Below are 17,297 nucleotides of genomic sequence, written 5' to 3' on the forward strand. Positions count from 1 at the left end.
TCTGCAACCCGGTCGAAGCATCATCAGTCGCGGGCGCGGATGATCTTGGCGAAGGGCTCCAGCAGGGTCGGGTTCGCTGCGATGATCCGGCCCGATTCCAGCGGGTCGTCGTTTTCACGGATCCCCTGGACGAAGCCGCCGGATTCGCGCACCAGCAGGATGCCGGCCGCCACGTCCCAGGGCTTGTTGCCACGTTCCCAGTAGCCGTCAAAGCGTCCGGCCGCGACATAAGCCAAGTCCAGCGCCGCGGCGCCGAAGCGGCGCACGCCGGCCGTGACCGGCATCAGCTGCGCCAGGTCCTGCAGGGCGGCGGGCAGCGGGCCGCGCCCGGCGAAGGGGATGCCGGTGGCAAAGACCGAATCGGCCAGTCGGGTGCGGCCCGACACGCGCAGGCGCTGGTCGTTCATGAAGGCGCCGTTACCTTTTTCGGCCACGAACATCTCGTCCTTGGCGGCGTCGAAGATGACGGCGGCGACGATCTCTTTCTTGTGCTCCAGCGCGATCGAGACCGCCCAGTGCGGCAGGCCGTGCAGGAAGTTCGTGGTCCCGTCCAGCGGGTCGACGATCCAGCGGCGGGTCGGGTCGTCGCCCGCGTCCTCGCCGGTCTCCTCGCCCAGCCAGCCATAGCTGGGTCGGGCGTTCATCAGCTCTTCCTTGATGACTCGCTCGGCCTCACGGTCGGCGCGGGTCACGAAGTCGCCGGCGCCCTTGACGCTGACCTGAAGGTTCTCGACCTCGCGGAAATCCTTGACGAGGCCGCGCCCGGCCTTGCGGGCGGCCTTGATCATGACGTTCAGATTGGCGCTTGCCATCACATGCTCCGGGAATTGGGGTTGGGCGCGTCATAGGCCAGCCGGCCCGGAATGCCAAGCATCACGCCGCGGGACCGCGCAGCATCCGCAGGGGCTCGGTCCGCGACAGGCGCAGAACATGGGCCATGTAGGGCTGCGACAGGTCGTTCGCCCGCACCGCCGCGTAAAGCCTGCGCCGGATGCCCTGCGGCCCCAAAGGCAGCATCGCCAGTTCAGGGTTCGCGGCCTCGCGCCGCAGGACCCAGTCGGGCATGACCGCGACGCCGCGCCCCGAGGCGACCAGCATCAGCGCCACGGCCGTAAGTTCGACCGTGCGCTGGCGGGCGGGTTCGACACCGGCAGGCGTCAGGAACTGGCTGAAGACGTCCAGCCGCGCGCGGTCCATCGGATAGGTGATCAGCGTCTCCCCGGCCAAGTCGGCGGGGTCGGCGTGACCCTTGGCGACCAGCGGATGGCCCGCCGGCACGACCAGCGTGGGCGCATAGTCGAACAGCGGCTGGAAGATCACGTCCGGCAGATCCTCGGGGTCCGAGGAGATCACCAGGTCCACCTCCTCTCGCACCAGCGCAGGCAGCGCGCCGAAGGCCAGGCGCTGGCGGATGTCCACGTCGACGTCGGGCCAGGCGCGGCGGAAGATGTCCAGCACCGGCAGCAGCCAGTCGAAGCAGGCGTGGCACTCCATCGCGATGTGCAGGCGGCCGATGCGGCCCGCCTCGACGCCCTTGAACTCGGCCTCGGTGGCGCTGACCAGCGGCAGGACCTGCTCGGCCAGGCGCAGAAGGCGCATGCCCGCCGCCGACAGGCGCATGGGCTTGGCGCGACGGACGAACAGCGGGGTCCCGGCCTGTTCCTCCAAGGCCTTGACCTGGTGGGACAGCGCGCTTTGGGTGATGTTCAGGATCTCGGCCGCGCGGGCCAGGCCGCCCTGTTCGTGGATGGCGTGAACAGTTCGAAGATGCCGCAGCTCCAGATGCATGATGAATGAAACTCAGCTTGATGTTGAGGATTATGAATTTGTCTCACGCCGCTGCACATGGCACAAGACCTGCCAACAGAAAGGACCTGCCATGACCCCGCCGAAGATCAGCTTCGAGTTCTTCCCGCCGAAGACGCTGGAGGCGTCGTTTAAGCTGTGGGAAACCGCGCGGGTGCTGGCCCCTCTGGCACCCGAATTCGTGTCGGTGACCTATGGCGCGGGCGGCACGACCCGCAAGCTGACGCACGAGGCCGTGACCACGATCAACCGCCAGTTCGGGCTGGAGGTCGCGGCGCACCTGACCTGCGTCGAGGCGACGCGGGCCGAGACGATGGAGATCGTTCAGTCCTATGCCGATGCCGGCATCCGCGAGATCGTGGCCCTGCGGGGAGACGCGCCGCAGGGGGCTGACCGGTTCACGCCACATGCCGACGGGTTCGCTAATTCGGTCGAGCTGATCGAGGCGATCGCCGCGCGCGGCGACATGACGATCCGCTGCGGCGCCTATCCCGAACCCCATCCCGACAGCGCCGACGGCGATGCCGACGTGGCCTGGCTCAAGCGCAAGATCGAGGCTGGCGCGACCAGCGCGATCACGCAGTTCTTCTTCGAGCCTGACACCTTCTTCCGCTTCCGCGACCGCTGCACCGCCGCCGGGATCGACGTGCCGATCATCCCCGGCATCCTGCCCGTGCAAAGCTGGGCCGGCACCAAGCGCTTTGCTGCGACCTGCAACACCACCGTCCCCGACTGGGCCGAGGAATCTTTCCAGTTGGCCGCGCTGGACGGACCCGAGGCACAGCGTGCGCTGGCCACGGGTCTCTGCGTCGATCTGTGCGAGAAGCTGATCGCCGGCGGTGTCGGCCGGCTGCATTTCTATACGCTGAACCGGCCAGAGCTGACCTTCGATGTCTGCACGGCCCTGGGCATCGAGCCGCTGACCGCCGCGGCCTAGTCCAGCAGGAACTGCGTACGCCGCACATAGCGGCGAAAGTTCCGGGCAAGCTCCGGCGTCTTGACCAGCGCCCGCGCCTTGACCTTGGCGGCCCGGACCGCGCGCATCGGCGCCGGCGGCACCTGTCCCGGATCATAGACGGTCAGCCTGCCCTGCAGCGCGGGGTGGCGGCCCATGAAGCGGCGATAGGTTTCGGCATGGCGCGGCGGCCACAGGCTCTCTGGCGACTGCCAGGGCTTCGGCGCGCTGGCGAAGTGCAGGATCTTCGGCTGCATCCGGTCAAGGCCGCCCATCTTCAGATAGAAGGTCAGATAATTGTAGGCCGGTGACAGCGGCAGCCAGTCGCCGGCGCAGACCGCGTTCAGCGCCGACTGGTCGTGATGGGCGCAGATGTCCGCATGGGTCAGGAAGAAGTCCAGCGCACGCGGCGCGACCTTAGCCCAGGTCGTCCTGCGGAAAAGCATCAGGCCCGAGTTGAAATAGGAACCCGCGCCGTCCAGCTGAAGCGCCGCCAGATAGCTCTCCAGCCAGTCGGGGCGCCTGCCCCCCGGCCCTTCGAACATGACGAAATTCTCGACGGCGGCGGCGATCCGGCCCTCGGGGACATCCAGCTGCAGAAGCGGCGCGATATCTCCGACCAGCTGCATGTCGCCGTCCAGATACATCACCCGGTCATAGCAGTCGGGAATCAGGTCGCAGATCTCGAGCCGCGCCAGCGCCGCCAGCGGGACGTGGCCCTTGAAGTATCTGGCATAGTCCGAGGATGCGGCAAAATCCTTCGTCGACAGCCCCACCAGGCGGATCGAGAGGCTGTCGAACTCCTGGCGCAGCGCCTCGATGAAGCCCTCGGGCGGGTCGAGGACGAAGACCATCACATCCGTCAGCCGCGCCAGATCGGGACGCGTCAGCTGCTCGGCCATCTGCATCGACGGCACGATGAAACCCATGTCGGTGATCAGGATGCTCAGCGTCTTCAATCGTTCACTCGCAAAAATGGCTGAGGAGACGCGCCGCCCCCTGATGGATACGCGAGGAACTTGACCGTTTTGCGTCCCCTGGGCAACCGCGAAGCTGCCGGTCAGGCGCGATGGCGCCGCCCGCGGGACGGCGCCAGTGTGGTCGGCGGTTCAGTGCAGGTTCATGACCGTCGCGTGGGTCATGGCGCCGAACCCGTTGAAGCGGGTGTTCGTGACCGTCGAATAGGCGCCTGCGCCGTGGAAGATGACGAAGTCGCCCTCGGCCACATCTTCGGGCAGGCTCAGTTCGCCCGGCAGGCGGTCGACGGAATCGCAGGTCGGCCCGAAGATGACACGGCCGCCGACATCACCGTTGCGTGGCCGCCCCTGCGGGGTCAGCACCTCGATCCGGTCGATATTGCCGATGATCGGCAGTTCGGCCAAGCCGCCATAGACGCCGTCGTTCAGGAAGACATGGCTTCCGTCGCGGATGCCCTTCACGCGGGTGATCAGCGAATAGGCATCGGCCACCAAGCCGCGGCCGGGTTCGCAGACCAGCGCCGGCGCATCGTCGCCGAACATCTCGGTCGCCGTGTCGCCGATCTCCTGGAAGATCGAGGTCAGGTCAGGCTCGACCCCGACCACCCTGTGCGAGGGGAAGCCGCCGCCGACGTTCAGCCGCCGCGCCCGGACGCCGGCCATGTCGCAGATGTCCTTGGCCACGCGGATATAGCTTTCCCACGCGATGGGGTCGGTGCATTGCGTGCCGGGATGGAAGGTCAGCGACGCGACATAGCCGCGCCGGTCGACCTCGGCCAGCAGCTCGGCCGCCAGTTCCGGCGTGGCGCCAAACTTCGAGCCGAAATCATAGGCCGCGCCCAGGACCGGCAGCTTGAACCGGGGCGAGATCTCGACGCCCGCGCCATTGACCTCGGTCGGCACCTGCTCGAACAGCTTCTCCAGCTCGGAGCGGCTGTCGACGGACCAGGACGTGATGCCCTGCGCCACCGCATGGGCGATCTCGGTCCGGCCGCGGACGGGGTTGTGATAGTGGCGCGCGGCGCGCGGGGCCATCCGGCCGATCAGGTCGATCTCGAATGGCGAGGCGACGTCGAAGCCTTGGATGCCGGCGGTCACCAGGTTCTGGATCACGGCCTCGTCAGGGTTCGACTTCACCGCATAGGTGACGAGGCCCGGAAAGCCGTCGATGAATTGCCGCGCGCGGTCCTGCAGCACCGTCGGCGCGAAGACCATGACCGGATGTTCCGGGGCCAGATGTCGGATGACCTCGGCCGGATTGTCCCAGACGGTCTTCTGTTGTCCCATTGACGTTCCTTTCGCGCAGGCGGTGTTGGGATGAGGGGGTCCAAGTCAGAATGGCGCTTTTGGGTTCCGATTTCACCGATGAAAAGGGTAGATTCGCCTCTTCCTGACGTTATTATGATCGATCATGTGTCATTTTGACGAAAGCCACCGCAGTTGGACGATCTTGACCGCAACATCCTGGCTCAGCTGTCGGGCGATGCCCGCATGTCGGTCGCTGTTCTGGCCCGCAGGCTGCGCGTCGCACGGTCAACCGTGCAGGCGCGGCTGGAGCGGCTGGAGGGGAATGGCGCCATCGCAGGCTATACCCTCCGCCTTGGCGACGCCGCGCGCGGCGCCCGCATCCGCGCCACCGTCCTTCTGGGGATCGAGCCACGCGCCCAGGCCGCCGTCCTGTCGCGGCTGAAGGTCATCCCGCAGATCGAGCGCATCCACACGACCAGCGGGCGCGTGGACCTGCTGGTGCAGCTGGCCGCCGGATCGACGGCCGAGCTGGACGAGCTTCTGGACCGGATCGGCGGGGCCGAGGGCGTCAGGTCGTCGGAAAGCCTGATCCACCTGTCCAGCAAGCTGGACCGCGCCGTCTGATCTTGGCCTTTGCGCCAGCATTCGCTAATCCACCCTCAACCAAGGGGATTTGCGATGACGATGGACAAGAGCTTTGACGCCAAGGCCGCCGAGGCCCGGATCAGCGCCGAATGGGAGCGGGCGAACGCCTTCGCGGCCGGGGCCAACGCCTCGCGCACCGAAACCTTTACTGTGATGATTCCGCCCCCGAACGTCACCGGCAGCCTGCATATCGGCCACGCCTTCAACAACACGCTGCAGGACATCCTAGTCCGCTGGCACCGGATGCGCGGCTTCGACACATTGTGGCAGCCCGGCCAGGACCATGCGGGCATCGCCACGCAGATGGTCGTCGAACGCCAGATGGCCGCGCGCGGCGAACCCGGTCGCCGCGAGATCGGGCGCGAGGCCTTCACGCAGAAGATCTGGGACTGGAAGCGCGAATCCGGGGACACGATCATCGGCCAGCTCAGGCGCCTTGGCGCGTCGCTTGACTGGTCCCGGAACGCCTTCACCATGTCTGGCGCCCCGAACGCGCCCGAGGGCGAGGAAGGCAACTTCCATGACGCGGTGATCCGGGTCTTTGTTGACCTCTATGACAAGGGCATCATCTATCGCGGCAAGCGCCTGGTGAACTGGGACCCGCACTTCGAAACCGCGATCAGCGACCTCGAGGTCGAGAACCGCGAAACCCCCGGCCACATGTGGCACTTCAAGTATCCGCTGGCCTGCGGCGAAACCTATGAATATGTCGAGCGTGACGAGGATGGCCGCGTCACCCTGCGCGAGACCCGCGACTATATCAGCATTGCGACGACCCGCCCCGAGACAATGCTGGGCGACGGTGCGGTCGCCGTGCATCCGTCCGATGCACGCTATGCCCCCATCGTCGGCAAGCTGGTCGAGATCCCGGTCGGACCGAAGGAACACCGCCGCCTGATCCCGATCATCACCGATGAATATCCCGATCCTGACTTCGGCTCGGGCGCGGTCAAGATCACCGGCGCGCATGATTTCAACGACTATGGCGTGTCGATACGGAACGGCATCCCGCTCTACGCGCTGATGGACGGCAAGGGCGCGATGCGCACCGACGGTCTGTCCTATGCCGAAAGCGCTGAAGTCGCGACCCGCGCGGCACAGGGAGAGGACGTGGGCGACGTATCAGGCGTGAACCTGGTCCCCGAGGATCTGCGCGGCCTCGACCGCTTCGAGGCCCGCAAGCGGGTGATCGAGGCGATCACAGCCGAGGGCTTGGCCGTCACCTACCTGCACAAGGAAATCGACAAGGAAACCGGCGCCGAGCATCTGGAAAAGCGCCCGCTGGTGGATGCCAAGCCCATCATGCAGCCCTTCGGCGACCGCTCGGGCGTGGTGATCGAGCCGATGCTGACCGACCAGTGGTTCGTCGACACGGCCCGCATCGTCGGCCCTGCCCTGGACGCCGTCCGCGACGGCCGCACCCGCATCCTGCCGGAACAGCACCGCAAGGTCTATTTCAACTGGCTTGAGAATATCGAGCCCTGGACCATCAGCCGCCAGCTGTGGTGGGGCCACCAGATCCCGGTGTGGTATGGCCTCGACCTGTCGGTCGCGGGCTTCCACGACGACGAGGGCGACGGCGCGCTGGACGAGGTCGAACTGTTCCGACTGCTGGAAGGCGGCCTGGTGAACGCGGGCGAACGTCAGCATTGCGCGCCGCAGTTTGACGCCGTGGCCGACCGCTTCCGCGACGACCTCGCGGGCCTGCCGCAGCCGCTTGAGGCCAGCCGCGTGGTCGAGGTCAAGGACCGCGACGAGGCCATCGAGATGCTGGTCCGCGCATTGGCTGACTATAACCTGTCGCAGGACCCGACCCACCTGGTCTATCCGGTCTGGCGCGACCCGGACGTTCTGGACACCTGGTTCAGCAGCGGCCTCTGGCCCATCGGCACGCTCGGCTGGCCCGAACCCACGCCCGAGTTGCAGAAGTATTTCCCGACCGACGTTCTGGTGACGGGCTTCGACATCATCTTCTTCTGGGTCGCCCGGATGATGATGATGCAGCTGGAGATCGTGGGCGACGTGCCCTTCCACACCGTCTATGTCCACGGGCTGGTGCGCGACGAAAAGGGCGCCAAGATGTCCAAGTCCAAGGGCAACGTCATCGACCCGCTGACGCTGGTGGACGAATACGGCGCCGACGCGCTGCGCTTCACGCTGACCAGCATGGCGGCGATGGGGCGCGACCCGAAGCTGGGGCCGAAGCATGTCGAGGTGAACCGCAACTTCGTCACCAAGATCTGGAACGCCACGCGCTTTGCCGAGATGAACGGCGTGCGCGGCGGCGGCGCGCGGCCCTCGCCCGCGCATACCGTGAACCGCTGGATCATCGGGGAGACCGCGCGCATCCTGATGGACGTGGACCAGGCGCTGGCATCCTATCGCTTCAACGATGCGGCGACGGGGCTGTACGCCTTCGTCTGGGGCAAGGTCTGCGACTGGTATGTCGAGTTCGCCAAGCCCCTCTTCGACGGCGAACACGCCGAGGAGACTCGCGCCACCATGGGCTGGGTGCTGGACCAGTGCTACCTGATGCTGCACCCGATCATGCCGTTCGTCACCGAAGAGCTGTGGTCGCTGACGGGCGAGCGGCCGAAGATGCTGGTCCATGGCGACTGGCCGGTGCTGGGCGCCGATCTGATCGACGCGGATGCGGACCGGCAGATGAACTGGGTCATCGCCCTGATCGAGGCGGTGCGCTCGGCCCGCGCGCAGATGGGCGTGCCGGCGGGCGCGAAGCTGGACCTGCTCGTGACCGAGGCCGACGCCCCGGCTCGCGCCGCGCTGACCGCCAACGGTCCGCTGATCGAACGCCTGGCGCGGGTGAACGCGCCCCTGGACGGCGCGACCGGGCGCGGCATGATTGCCGTCGCCGTGCAAGGCGCCAGCTTTGCGCTGCCCATCGGCGACGTGATCGACGTTCCGGCTGAAACGGCGCGGCTGACCAAGGCGAAGGCCAAGACGGAAAAGGATGCCGAGGGGCTGCGCAAGCGGCTGTCCAATCCCAAGTTTGCCGAAAATGCCGAACCCGAGGTCATCGAGGAAACGCGCGACAAGCTGGCCGCGCTGGACGACGACATCCTGCGGCTGAATGGGGCGCTGGCGCAGTTGGCGGCGATGTAGGATGGCACATCGGCGGCGCCCGCCACGCGGCGGGCCTGCCACGACGACAGGGGTCGGAATGGGCTGGCTGGACCGGATCGCCGAACGGATGATGCTGAAGGCCCGTGCCGAAGGTAAGCTTTCGGGCCTTGAGGGTGAGGGCCAGCCCCTGCCCCGGCGGCCCGTGGGCGACACGGGTGAGGCCGTGGGCTTTCGCATCATGGCCGAGGCCGGCGTCCTGCCCGAGGAGATCGTCCTGAAGAAGCAGGTGATCGCCGCCCAGTCACGTTTGGCCGAACTGCCCGAGGGGCCGGAACGCGACGCGCTTCTGGCCGAAATCGCGCGCCTTCAGATGCGTCAGTCGATCGCCGAGGAGGCGCGCCGCCGCTTCATGCGGGACTGAGCCGGTCCAGCGCCCGCGGCAGTGCGTCCTCCAGCACGTCCAGTTCGGTGACGGGGCCGCAGCTGATGCGGATGCAGCGGTCCAGCGGCGCGACGCCCGGCATCCGGGCGAAGACGCCCTCGGCCTCCAGCGCGCCGATCAGGGCGCGGGCATACTTACCGTCACGGTGGGTGTTCAGCGCCACGAAATTCGTGGCCGAGGGCAATGCGGTCAGCCCGTTCAAGGCGCCGATGTGCGAGATGCGGTCGCGGGCGGCCGCCACCTCGGCCACGACATGGGCCAGCCACCCCTGGTCGGCCAGCGCCGCCAGCGCGCCGGCCTGAGCGATGCGGTTCACGCCGAAGTGGTTGCGGATGCGGTCGAAGCCCGCGATCAGCTCGGGCGCGCCGATGGCATAGCCGATGCGCGCACCGGCCAGACCGTAGGCCTTGGAAAAGGTCCGCATGCGGATCACGCGCGGATCGTCGGCAGCGATCCGGGGCACGGCATCGGCGGGGGCGAACTCGGCATATGCCTCGTCCAGCACCAGAAGACAGTCGTCCGGCAGACGGTCCAGCATGTCGGTGATGACGCCCCCCTCGTGCCAGCTTCCCATCGGGTTGTCAGGATTGGCCAGATAGACCAGCCGCGCGCCGACCTGATGGGCGCGATCCAGCAGCGCCTGCGGGTCCTCGGCGTCGTCGCGGTAGGGGACCTTGTGCAGCACGCCGCCAAAGCCCGCGACGTGATAGTTGAACGTCGGATAAGCGCCATCCGACGTGACCACCGCATCGCCCGGCGCCACCATCAGCCGCACCAGGTTGCCCAGCAAGCCGTCGATGCCTTCGCCGATCATCAGGTTCGCGGGCGCGATCCGGTGATGCGCCGCCAGCGCCTGCGTCAGATCGTGGCTGGGCGCGTCGCCGTACTTCCAGACCTGGCCCACAGCCTCTCGCATGGCCCGCGCGGCCAAGGGACTGGGACCGAACGCGCTTTCGTTGGCGCCAAGGCGCGCGGCAAAGGGTGCGCCACGCCGACGCTCCAGCGTTTCGGGGCCGATGAAGGGAACGGTGGCGGGAAGGCCCGCAGGCAGGGGGGCAAATCGTATCATGGCGCGCAATCTGCCCCGATTGCGGCCGCCCCGCAAGCGCGCCCTAGAAGGCGCGGAAAGTCATCGTGGTCAGCGTGCGGCTGATATGGGGGATGTCGAACAGCCGGTCCGACAGGAAGCGGCCGACATCCTCATCCTCGGGGATATAGACCTTGGCGATCAGGTCGTAATCGCCCGAGGTCGAGTAGAGCTCGCTGACGACCTCGCGGTCGTAGATCGCCTCGGCCACCTGGTAGGTCTTGCCGGGTTCGCAGCGGAACTGGACGAAAACTGGACGCATCGCACTCTCCTTCAGGGGCGAGGTTAGACCGGGGCGGCAGCGCGGGTCCAGTCCCCGCGCGCGTGGCCGCGCCAGAAGCGGCGCATCAGCAGGATCGCCGCGAAGGTCAGCCCGGCGCACAGTCCCAGCCACAGCCCCGCCGGACCAAGGCCCAGGGGAAAGGCCAGCGCCCACGCCACCGGCATGCCGACGACCCAATAGCTGAAGCCAGCGATCCACATCGGCACGTTCGTGTCATGGACCCCGCGCAGAAAGCCCAGTGCGATCACCTGGAACGCATCTGTCAGCTGGAACAGCGCCGCGAACATCAGCAGGCTGGCGCCGATCGCCACGATCTGCGGGGCCTGCGGGTCGGCCGGGTCCAGATAGAGACGCACCAGACCTTCCGCGAACAGCAGATAGATGGCGATGGCAATGGCGGCAAAGACCAGCGACATCCACATGACGGTTATCGCCGCGTCGCGCATCCAGGCGCGGTCGCCACGTCCCTTGGCCTGCCCCACCCGCACCGTGGCCGCGTTCGACAGCCCCAGATGCGCCATGAAGGTGATCGAGGTGATCTGTAGCGCGATCCCGTGCGCGGCCAGCTGCGGCGTTCCAATCCAGCCCATCATGACGTTCGAGGCGACGAACAACCCACCCTCGGCCACCATGGTCAGGCCGATCGGCCAGCCGACGCGGGCGACCTGTCCCATGGCCTGCCAGTCCGGCCGCCAAAAGCGCTGGAAGAGGTTGTATTGCCGCGCCATCGGCAGCCAGGCGGCATAGGCGACCAGCAGCACAATCTGGATCACCTGCACGGTAACGCTGGCGATGGCGGCCCCGCGCACGCCCAGCTCCGGCGCGCCGAGGTTGCCGAAGATCAGCACCCAGTTCAGGAACAGGTTCAGCGGCAGCCCGGCCAGCGTGACCCACATGACGATCTGCGTCCGCTCGAGCGCGGCCAGATAGGACGAGAGCGTCACCTGCCCCAGCACCACCGCAAGGCCCCAGCCCGCGATGCGCAGATAATCCTGCGCCAGGGCCGACACCGCCGGCGTCTGCCCCAGCGCCAGCAGGATCGGTTCGGAAAACCACATCAGCGGCATCACGGCCAGCGCGAAGGCCGTCGACAGCCACAGCGCCATACGGGCGCCGCGCCGGACCTCGGTCTGGTTGCCGCTGGCGATGTGGCTGGCGATCAGCCCCATGACGCCGGTGCCGAAGCCCATGCCCAAAAAGAACAGGATGAAGAAGAACGAGGTGGCGATGACCAGGGCCGCCAAGGGCTCGACCCCGTACCAGCCGATCATCACCGTGTCGCCCACGCCGATGGCCATGCGCGCCAGGTGGCTGCCGATCAGCGGCAACCCAAGCGACAGCGTCGCAAGGATGTGGGGGCGGTACCTGTTGCTCATGTCCTCGCCATATCCGCGCCCGCGGGACACGGCAAGCGACAGTTGCACGACCTGCAGAAAGGCGCCGTCGATGCGGCGCCCTTGGGGTCGCAGCCCGCTTGCCGCATCCCCGCCCATCTGCGATAGAAGCGCCATCCCGACCAAGAGGCCGCACATGAGCTTTCGCGCCCGCCACCTTCTGGGCATCGACCATCTGAAGCCGGACGAGATCACGGCACTTCTGGACCTGGCCGAGGACTATGTCTCGCTCAACCGTCGGACGATCAAGCATTCGGACGCGCTCGAGGGGCTGACCCAGATCAACATGTTCTTCGAGAACTCGACCCGCACCCAGGCCAGCTTCGAGCTGGCGGGCAAGCGGCTGGGGGCGGACGTGATGAACATGGCGGTCAGCCAGTCCAGCGTGAAGAAGGGCGAAACCCTGATCGACACCGCGCTGACGCTGAACGCGATGCAGCCCGACCTTCTGGTGGTACGCCACCCTCATTCCGGCGCCGTGAACCTGCTGGCGGAAAAGGTCAACTGCGCCGTTATCAACGCAGGCGACGGGCGGCACGAACATCCCACGCAGGCGCTGCTGGACGCGCTGACGATCCGCCGCGCGAAAGGCCGGCTGCACCGCCTGACCATCGCCATCTGTGGCGACATCGCCCACAGCCGGGTCGCGCGGTCGAACCTGATCCTGCTGGGCAAGATGGAAAACCGCATCCGCCTGATCGGCCCGTCGACGCTGATGCCCGCCGGCGTGGCCGAGATGGGGGTCGAGCTTTATGAGGACATGCGCGAGGGGCTGAGGGGCGCCGACGTCGTCATGATGCTGCGGCTGCAGAAGGAACGGATGGACGGCGGCTTCATTCCGTCCGAACGAGAGTATTTCCACCGCTGGGGGCTGGATGCCGAAAAGCTGGCGCTTGCCGCGCCGGACGCCATCGTCATGCATCCCGGCCCGATGAACCGCGGGGTCGAGATCGACGGCACCATCGCCGACGACATCAACCGCAGCGTCATCCAGGACCAGGTCGAGATGGGCGTCGCCGTCCGCATGGCCGCGCTGGACCTGCTGGCCCGCAACCTGCGCGCGGAACGCGGCCGCGCCGCATTGGGCGAGGTGTGATCATGGACATCGTCTTTCGCAACGCCCGCCTGATCGACCCCGAGGCATTGACCGACGAGCCGGGCAGCCTGCGGGTCACCGACGGCCGCATCGCCGGACGCGCTGGCCCTGACGAGGACGCCCCCGAAGGCGCCACTGTCATCGACTGCAACGGTCGCGCACTTGCGCCGGGCCTGATCGATTGGGGCGTCAAGATCGGCGAACCTGGTGAGCGTCACAAGGAAAGCTTCCGCAGCGCCGGCCGCGCCGCGGCTGCGGGCGGCGTCACCACCCTGGTCGCCCGTCCCGACACGATGCCGCCCATCGACACGCCCGAGGCGCTGGAATTCGTCACCCGCCGCGCCACCGATGCGCCGGTGAACATCCGCCACATGGCCGCCCTGACCAAGACCCGCGAGGGGCGCGAGATGGTCGAGATCGGTTTCCTGAACGATCTCGGCGCCGTGGCCTTCACCGACGGGGTGCGCGTGGTGCGCGACACCAAGCTTCTGTCGCGCTGCATGACCTATGCGCGCGGCCTGGACACGCTGATCGTGGGCCATCCGCAGGACCCAGGCCTGTCACAGGGCGCGGCGGCCACCAGCGGCAAGTTCGCCTCGCTCTATGGCATTCCGGCCGTGTCGCCGGTGGCCGAGGTAATGGGGCTGGACCGCGACCTCTCGTTGGTCGCCATGACGCGCTGCCGCTGGCATGCCGATCAGATCACGACCGCCGCCGCCCTTCCGGCATTGGCCCGCGCCCGTGACGCGGGTCTGGACGTGACGGCCGGGATCTCGATCCACCATCTGACGCTGAACGAATTCGACGTCGGCGACTATCGCACCTTCTTCCGCTTCACCCCGCCGCTGAGGTCCGAGGAAGACCGCCAGGCGATGGTTCAGGCCGTGGCGGATGGGCTGATCGACACCATCGCCAGCTTCCACACGCCGCAGGACGAGGAATCGAAACGCCTGCCCTTCGAGGCCGCGGCCCCCGGCGCCGTCGGCCTGCAGACGCTGCTGCCCGCTGCGCTGCGGCTTTATCACCAGGGCGGCCTCAGCCTGCCGCAGCTGTGGCGGGCGCTGTCGCTGAACCCGGCACGGCGCCTGCGCCTGCCGGCGGGGCGGCTGGCCGATGGCGCCCCCGCCGACCTGGTGCTGTTCGACCCCGACGCGCCGTTCGTCATGGACCGCTTCACGCTGCTGTCGAAGTCCAAGAACACCCCCTTCGACGGCGCGCGGATGCAGGGGCGCATCCTCGGCACCTGGGTCGCGGGCCAGCCCGTCTTCGGAGAACACGCATGAGCCTGATCCTCTGGGCCGTCTTCGGCTATCTGCTGGGGGCGGTGCCCTTCGGCCTGGTCATCACCCGCGCGCTTGGCCTGGGCGATCTGCGCCAGATCGGGTCGGGCAACATCGGCGCGACCAACGTCCTGCGCACCGGCAACAAGCCCGCCGCGCTGGCGACGCTTCTGCTGGACAGCGGCAAGGGCGCCATCGCGGTCCTGCTGGCCCACCATTTCGGTGTCGAGGCGGCGGGCGTTCTGGCCGGCGGCGCCGCCTTCCTGGGCCATTGCTTCCCGATTTGGCTGGGCTTTAGGGGCGGCAAGGGCGTGGCAACCTTTCTGGGAACGCTGATCGCGCTGCACTGGCCGATCGGCCTGACCGCCTGCGCGATCTGGGCCCTGTCGGCACTGGTCAGCCGGATCAGCAGCCTCAGCGCGCTGCTGGCGGCGGCGCTGGCGCCGGTCTTTGCATGGGCGCTTGGCCGGGCGGATATCGCGATGGTGGCGGCCTTCATGGCTGTGCTGATCTTCATCCGCCATCACGCCAATATCACCCGCCTGCTGAACGGGACCGAGCCGCGCATCGGTCGCAAGCAGGCCTAGCGCTCGGCCACCAGCACCTTGCCCGCGCGCGGGGCTGCCGGAACTTCGGCCAGGGGTGTCGGGCGAAGCGGCCCCTGCGGCTTGTCCGCCGCCTCGGCCAAGGGCCGCGCGCCGCGCTGCATCAGTTCGACCGCCCGGCGTGCCGAGACCGCGATTGAGATCAGTGCCAGACAGGCGCCAGACAGCATGATCAGCGCCACGAAGCCCAGGATGCCCATGTAGATCGGCATCGGCGGAACGCCTTCGGCACGGGTCACCAGAGATACGACCAGGCTGACAAGGGCCAGTACGCCGCCCAAGAAGACCAGCGCCACCAGCCACCCGATCCACCGCATCGCATCACCACGCATCGTCTGCCCCATCGTTCCTTGCCCGGACGGGGTGCCATCCTGCGCAGGGCAGATCAAGCCGGCAGCGCCGCCCTGCACCTCACCTTCCCGTGCGCCGCAGGCACGCTCGCCTTCAATACGAGTATTCGTCGTAGATCCGCGACAGGTCGCCGTTCCAGTCGCCCCGATACCGGGCCAGCAACTCGTCGGCGGGCACCCTGCCGCTGTCCACGCTCTCCTTCAGCGCGTTCAGGAAATGAGTCTCGTCGGGAACCAGCCCGCCGCTGCCCGGTCGGGCGCGGGACCGAAGGCCGGAGTCGGCAATGGCCAGGACCTCTCGGGCCAAGTCGTGCATGCGGATGCCGCCGGCCTCGGCCTGCAGGCCGTCGCGACCGGCCGCAATTCGCAGGGCGTCTCGCGTCTCGGCGTCCCAGCCCTTGACCAGATCCCAAGCCGCGTCCAGCGCGCCTTGGTCATAGGTCAGCCCAACCCACAGCGCCGGCAGCGCGCAAAGCCTGCGCCAGGGACCGCCATCGGCGCCGCGCATCTCGATGTATTTCTTGACGCGAGCCTCGGGGAAGACGGTGGTCATGTGGTCGGCCCAGTCCGACAGGGTCGGCACCTCGCCCGGCAGGGCCGGCAGGCGGCCATCCAGAAAATCACGAAAGCTCTGGCCCAGGGCGTCGATGTACTTGCCGTCGCGATAGACGAAATACATCGGCACATCGAGGACATAGTCCACCCAGGCCTCGTAACCGAAGCCGTCCTCGAAGACGAAGGGCAGCATTCCCGTGCGCGCCGCATCCAGGTTCTGCCAGATGTGGGCGCGCCAAGACTTCATGCCGTTGGGCTTGCCGTCCAGGAAGGGCGAATTGGCGAACAGCGCCGTCGCCACCGGCTGCAGCGCCAGCGCCACGCGCATCTTCTGGACCATGTCGGCTTCGCTGGCGAAATCCAGGTTCACCTGCACCGTGCAGGTCCGGTACATCATCTGCGTGCCAAGCGTGCCTACGCGGCCCATATAATCGGTCATCAGCCGATAGCGCCCCTTGGGCATCATCGGCATCTGGTCCTGCGTCCAGATCGGGGCCGCGCCAAGGCCGATGAAGCCTGCGCCGATGTCCTTGGCAACCGCCTCGACCTCGGCCAAGTGGCTGTTCACCTCGTCGCAGGTCTGGTGGATCGTCTCCAACGGCGCGCCGGACAGTTCCAGCTGGCCGCCGGGTTCCAGGCTGACATTGGCCCCGTCGCGTTCCAGACCGATCAGCTTTCCGGCCTCCAGGACCGGGGTCCAGTTGAAGCGGTCCCGCAACCCCTCCAGCATGGCGGTGATCGAGGTCCGGCCCTCGTAAGGCAGGGGCAGCTTCTGCGCATCGTCATAGCCGAACTTCTCGTGCTCGGTGCCGATCCGCCAGCGGTCCTTGGGCTTTTCGCCGCTGGCGATATAAGCGGCCAGCTGGTCGCGATGTTCGATGGGGCCTCCGCCCTGCTGTGGAATGGACATAGGGTCGAGGCCTTTCTCGGGTTTCCAGTCGGTCACAGGTGGCAAGGGCGCAGGGCCAAGTCAAGCCGCCTCAATCGGGCTTGCGCCAAAGGGTCTGCATCGACTGGGGCTGCCGGGCGACCTGCGCAAGCGCCCGGGACATGGCCCCCATGTCCATCCCCGGCAGGCTTTCGAATGCATCCGCCAGGACCGCGGCGCCGGCGGCATCGACAGGAACCAGCAGCGCCTGCCCGTCGCGGCTGCGCAGCCGCCAGTGGGCACGGCCCTGAAGGCGCAGCAGGCGGATCTCGGTCAGGTCGCGGAGCGCGATCTCTCCTCCGGTTTCCGTCGCGCCATAGAAACGGACGGCACCCTCGATCAGCTCGACCACGCCGGGTGCTGCAACTGGCCTGCGGAACGGCGCGTGGCGCATGGCGCCGATGGTCAGGCTGGCGCCGACCAGCACCACCGTGCCACCGATCAGCGCGAAGAACCAGCCGCCCAGGAAGACCAGCCACAGGCCTGCCAGCGTCAGCGCGCCGAAGATCAGCAGTTCGGCCCTGTCGCGCATGAACGCGCGAAGCTCGGGCCGGATCATCGG

General features: G+C 67.6%; 17 protein-coding genes. 7 read left to right on the forward strand and 10 right to left on the reverse strand.

From position 1 onward, the window contains the following. Positions 1 to 23 precede the first annotated feature (23 nt). On the reverse strand, positions 24 to 815 hold the full coding sequence (locus OC184_RS01905; RefSeq protein ID WP_265505485.1) for an inositol monophosphatase family protein: 792 nt from the start codon (positions 813 to 815) through the stop codon (positions 24 to 26). A 58-nt stretch (positions 816 to 873) separates the two neighbouring features. Next, entirely contained in the window at positions 874 to 1,788 is a 915-nt protein-coding gene (locus tag OC184_RS01910; RefSeq protein WP_265505486.1) for a LysR family transcriptional regulator, read from the reverse strand. 91 nt (positions 1,789 to 1,879) lie between these two features. Between OC184_RS01910 and metF the strand changes: the two genes are divergently transcribed. Further along, entirely contained in the window at positions 1,880 to 2,743 is an 864-nt protein-coding gene (gene metF / locus OC184_RS01915; protein ID WP_265505487.1) for a methylenetetrahydrofolate reductase [NAD(P)H], read from the forward strand. Here metF and OC184_RS01920 read toward each other — a convergent pair. Beyond that, positions 2,740 to 3,720, reverse strand: a complete 981-nt coding sequence (locus OC184_RS01920; protein ID WP_265505488.1) for a glycosyltransferase family 8 protein — start codon at positions 3,718 to 3,720, stop codon at positions 2,740 to 2,742. The two genes, metF and OC184_RS01920, sit on opposite strands and share 4 nt — an antisense overlap. Positions 3,721 to 3,870: 150 nt before the next feature. Then, the gene (locus OC184_RS01925; protein WP_265505489.1) at positions 3,871 to 5,025 is read right to left on the reverse strand and encodes a type III PLP-dependent enzyme; all 1,155 of its coding nucleotides are present in this window, start codon (positions 5,023 to 5,025) and stop codon (positions 3,871 to 3,873) included. A 153-nt stretch (positions 5,026 to 5,178) separates the two neighbouring features. Between OC184_RS01925 and OC184_RS01930 the strand changes: the two genes are divergently transcribed. From OC184_RS01930 to OC184_RS01940, 3 genes are read left to right on the forward strand one after another with little or no spacing between them, the layout of a single operon-like run. Further along, complete coding sequence (locus OC184_RS01930; protein WP_265505490.1) at positions 5,179 to 5,610, forward strand: Lrp/AsnC family transcriptional regulator; 432 nt, start codon at positions 5,179 to 5,181, stop codon at positions 5,608 to 5,610. A 54-nt stretch (positions 5,611 to 5,664) separates the two neighbouring features. Beyond that, entirely contained in the window at positions 5,665 to 8,754 is a 3,090-nt protein-coding gene (locus tag OC184_RS01935; protein ID WP_265505491.1) for a valine--tRNA ligase, read from the forward strand. Positions 8,755 to 8,812: 58 nt separating this feature from the next. Next, the gene (locus OC184_RS01940; RefSeq protein ID WP_265505528.1) at positions 8,813 to 9,136 is read left to right on the forward strand and encodes a DnaJ family domain-containing protein; all 324 of its coding nucleotides are present in this window, start codon (positions 8,813 to 8,815) and stop codon (positions 9,134 to 9,136) included. Here the strand turns inward: OC184_RS01940 and OC184_RS01945 are convergent. From OC184_RS01945 to OC184_RS01955, 3 genes are read right to left on the reverse strand one after another with little or no spacing between them, the layout of a single operon-like run. Then, on the reverse strand, positions 9,123 to 10,226 hold the full coding sequence (locus tag OC184_RS01945; protein ID WP_265505492.1) for a pyridoxal phosphate-dependent aminotransferase: 1,104 nt from the start codon (positions 10,224 to 10,226) through the stop codon (positions 9,123 to 9,125). The two genes, OC184_RS01940 and OC184_RS01945, sit on opposite strands and share 14 nt — an antisense overlap. Positions 10,227 to 10,269: 43 nt before the next feature. Next, positions 10,270 to 10,506 carry an Lrp/AsnC ligand binding domain-containing protein gene (locus OC184_RS01950; RefSeq protein ID WP_103171752.1) on the reverse strand — a complete coding sequence of 79 codons (237 nt, stop codon included), beginning with the start codon at positions 10,504 to 10,506 and terminating at the stop codon, positions 10,270 to 10,272. 23 nt (positions 10,507 to 10,529) lie between these two features. Beyond that, positions 10,530 to 11,903, reverse strand: coding sequence for an MATE family efflux transporter (locus tag OC184_RS01955; protein WP_265505529.1), 1,374 nt, complete (start codon positions 11,901 to 11,903; stop codon positions 10,530 to 10,532). A 154-nt stretch (positions 11,904 to 12,057) separates the two neighbouring features. Here OC184_RS01955 and OC184_RS01960 point away from each other — a divergent pair, with 154 nt between their 5' ends. The 3 genes from OC184_RS01960 to plsY are packed head-to-tail and all read left to right on the forward strand — an operon-like array spanning position 12,058 to position 14,884. After that, positions 12,058 to 13,017, forward strand: a complete 960-nt coding sequence (locus tag OC184_RS01960) for an aspartate carbamoyltransferase catalytic subunit (protein WP_265505493.1) — start codon at positions 12,058 to 12,060, stop codon at positions 13,015 to 13,017. A 2-nt stretch (positions 13,018 to 13,019) separates the two neighbouring features. Next, positions 13,020 to 14,300, forward strand: coding sequence for a dihydroorotase (gene pyrC, locus OC184_RS01965; protein WP_265505494.1), 1,281 nt, complete (start codon positions 13,020 to 13,022; stop codon positions 14,298 to 14,300). Then, a complete protein-coding gene (gene plsY, locus OC184_RS01970; protein ID WP_265505495.1) occupies positions 14,297 to 14,884 on the forward strand; it encodes a glycerol-3-phosphate 1-O-acyltransferase PlsY in 588 nt (195 codons plus the stop codon). Before pyrC ends, plsY begins: the two co-directional genes overlap by 4 nt. Here plsY and OC184_RS01975 read toward each other — a convergent pair. The 3 genes from OC184_RS01975 to OC184_RS01985 all read right to left on the reverse strand — a co-directional run bounded on the left by OC184_RS01975 (position 14,881) and on the right by OC184_RS01985 (position 17,294). Then, a complete protein-coding gene (locus OC184_RS01975; protein WP_265505496.1) occupies positions 14,881 to 15,246 on the reverse strand; it encodes a hypothetical protein in 366 nt (121 codons plus the stop codon). The genes plsY and OC184_RS01975 overlap by 4 nt on opposite strands. A 100-nt stretch (positions 15,247 to 15,346) precedes the next feature. After that, positions 15,347 to 16,717, reverse strand: a complete 1,371-nt coding sequence (locus OC184_RS01980) for a glutamate--cysteine ligase (protein ID WP_265505497.1) — start codon at positions 16,715 to 16,717, stop codon at positions 15,347 to 15,349. A gap of 70 nt (positions 16,718 to 16,787) precedes the next feature. Beyond that, complete coding sequence (locus OC184_RS01985) at positions 16,788 to 17,294, reverse strand: hypothetical protein (protein WP_265505498.1); 507 nt, start codon at positions 17,292 to 17,294, stop codon at positions 16,788 to 16,790. Positions 17,295 to 17,297: the final 3 nt, after the last annotated feature.

The organism is Paracoccus rhizosphaerae (genome assembly GCF_026162645.1).
GTDB classification, from domain to species: domain Bacteria; phylum Pseudomonadota; class Alphaproteobacteria; order Rhodobacterales; family Rhodobacteraceae; genus Paracoccus; species Paracoccus rhizosphaerae.

Excerpts from the sequence above, each read along its gene's own strand:
- OC184_RS01910 (WP_265505486.1), bottom strand. The coding sequence starts at position 1,788 with ATGCATCTGGAGCTGCGGCATCTTCGAACTGTTCACGCCATCCACGAA.
- metF (WP_265505487.1), top strand. The coding sequence starts at position 1,880 with ATGACCCCGCCGAAGATCAGCTTCGAGTTCTTCCCGCCGAAGACGCTG.
- OC184_RS01925 (WP_265505489.1), bottom strand. The coding sequence starts at position 5,025 with ATGGGACAACAGAAGACCGTCTGGGACAATCCGGCCGAGGTCATCCGA.
- OC184_RS01935 (WP_265505491.1), top strand. The coding sequence starts at position 5,665 with ATGACGATGGACAAGAGCTTTGACGCCAAGGCCGCCGAGGCCCGGATC.
- OC184_RS01940 (WP_265505528.1), top strand. The coding sequence starts at position 8,813 with ATGGGCTGGCTGGACCGGATCGCCGAACGGATGATGCTGAAGGCCCGT.
- OC184_RS01945 (WP_265505492.1), bottom strand. The coding sequence starts at position 10,226 with ATGATACGATTTGCCCCCCTGCCTGCGGGCCTTCCCGCCACCGTTCCC.
- OC184_RS01950 (WP_103171752.1), bottom strand. The coding sequence starts at position 10,506 with ATGCGTCCAGTTTTCGTCCAGTTCCGCTGCGAACCCGGCAAGACCTAC.
- OC184_RS01955 (WP_265505529.1), bottom strand. The coding sequence starts at position 11,903 with ATGAGCAACAGGTACCGCCCCCACATCCTTGCGACGCTGTCGCTTGGG.
- OC184_RS01960 (WP_265505493.1), top strand. The coding sequence starts at position 12,058 with ATGAGCTTTCGCGCCCGCCACCTTCTGGGCATCGACCATCTGAAGCCG.
- pyrC (WP_265505494.1), top strand. The coding sequence starts at position 13,020 with ATGGACATCGTCTTTCGCAACGCCCGCCTGATCGACCCCGAGGCATTG.
- plsY (WP_265505495.1), top strand. The coding sequence starts at position 14,297 with ATGAGCCTGATCCTCTGGGCCGTCTTCGGCTATCTGCTGGGGGCGGTG.
- OC184_RS01975 (WP_265505496.1), bottom strand. The coding sequence starts at position 15,246 with ATGGGGCAGACGATGCGTGGTGATGCGATGCGGTGGATCGGGTGGCTG.
- OC184_RS01980 (WP_265505497.1), bottom strand. The coding sequence starts at position 16,717 with ATGTCCATTCCACAGCAGGGCGGAGGCCCCATCGAACATCGCGACCAG.
- OC184_RS01985 (WP_265505498.1), bottom strand. The coding sequence starts at position 17,294 with ATGATCCGGCCCGAGCTTCGCGCGTTCATGCGCGACAGGGCCGAACTG.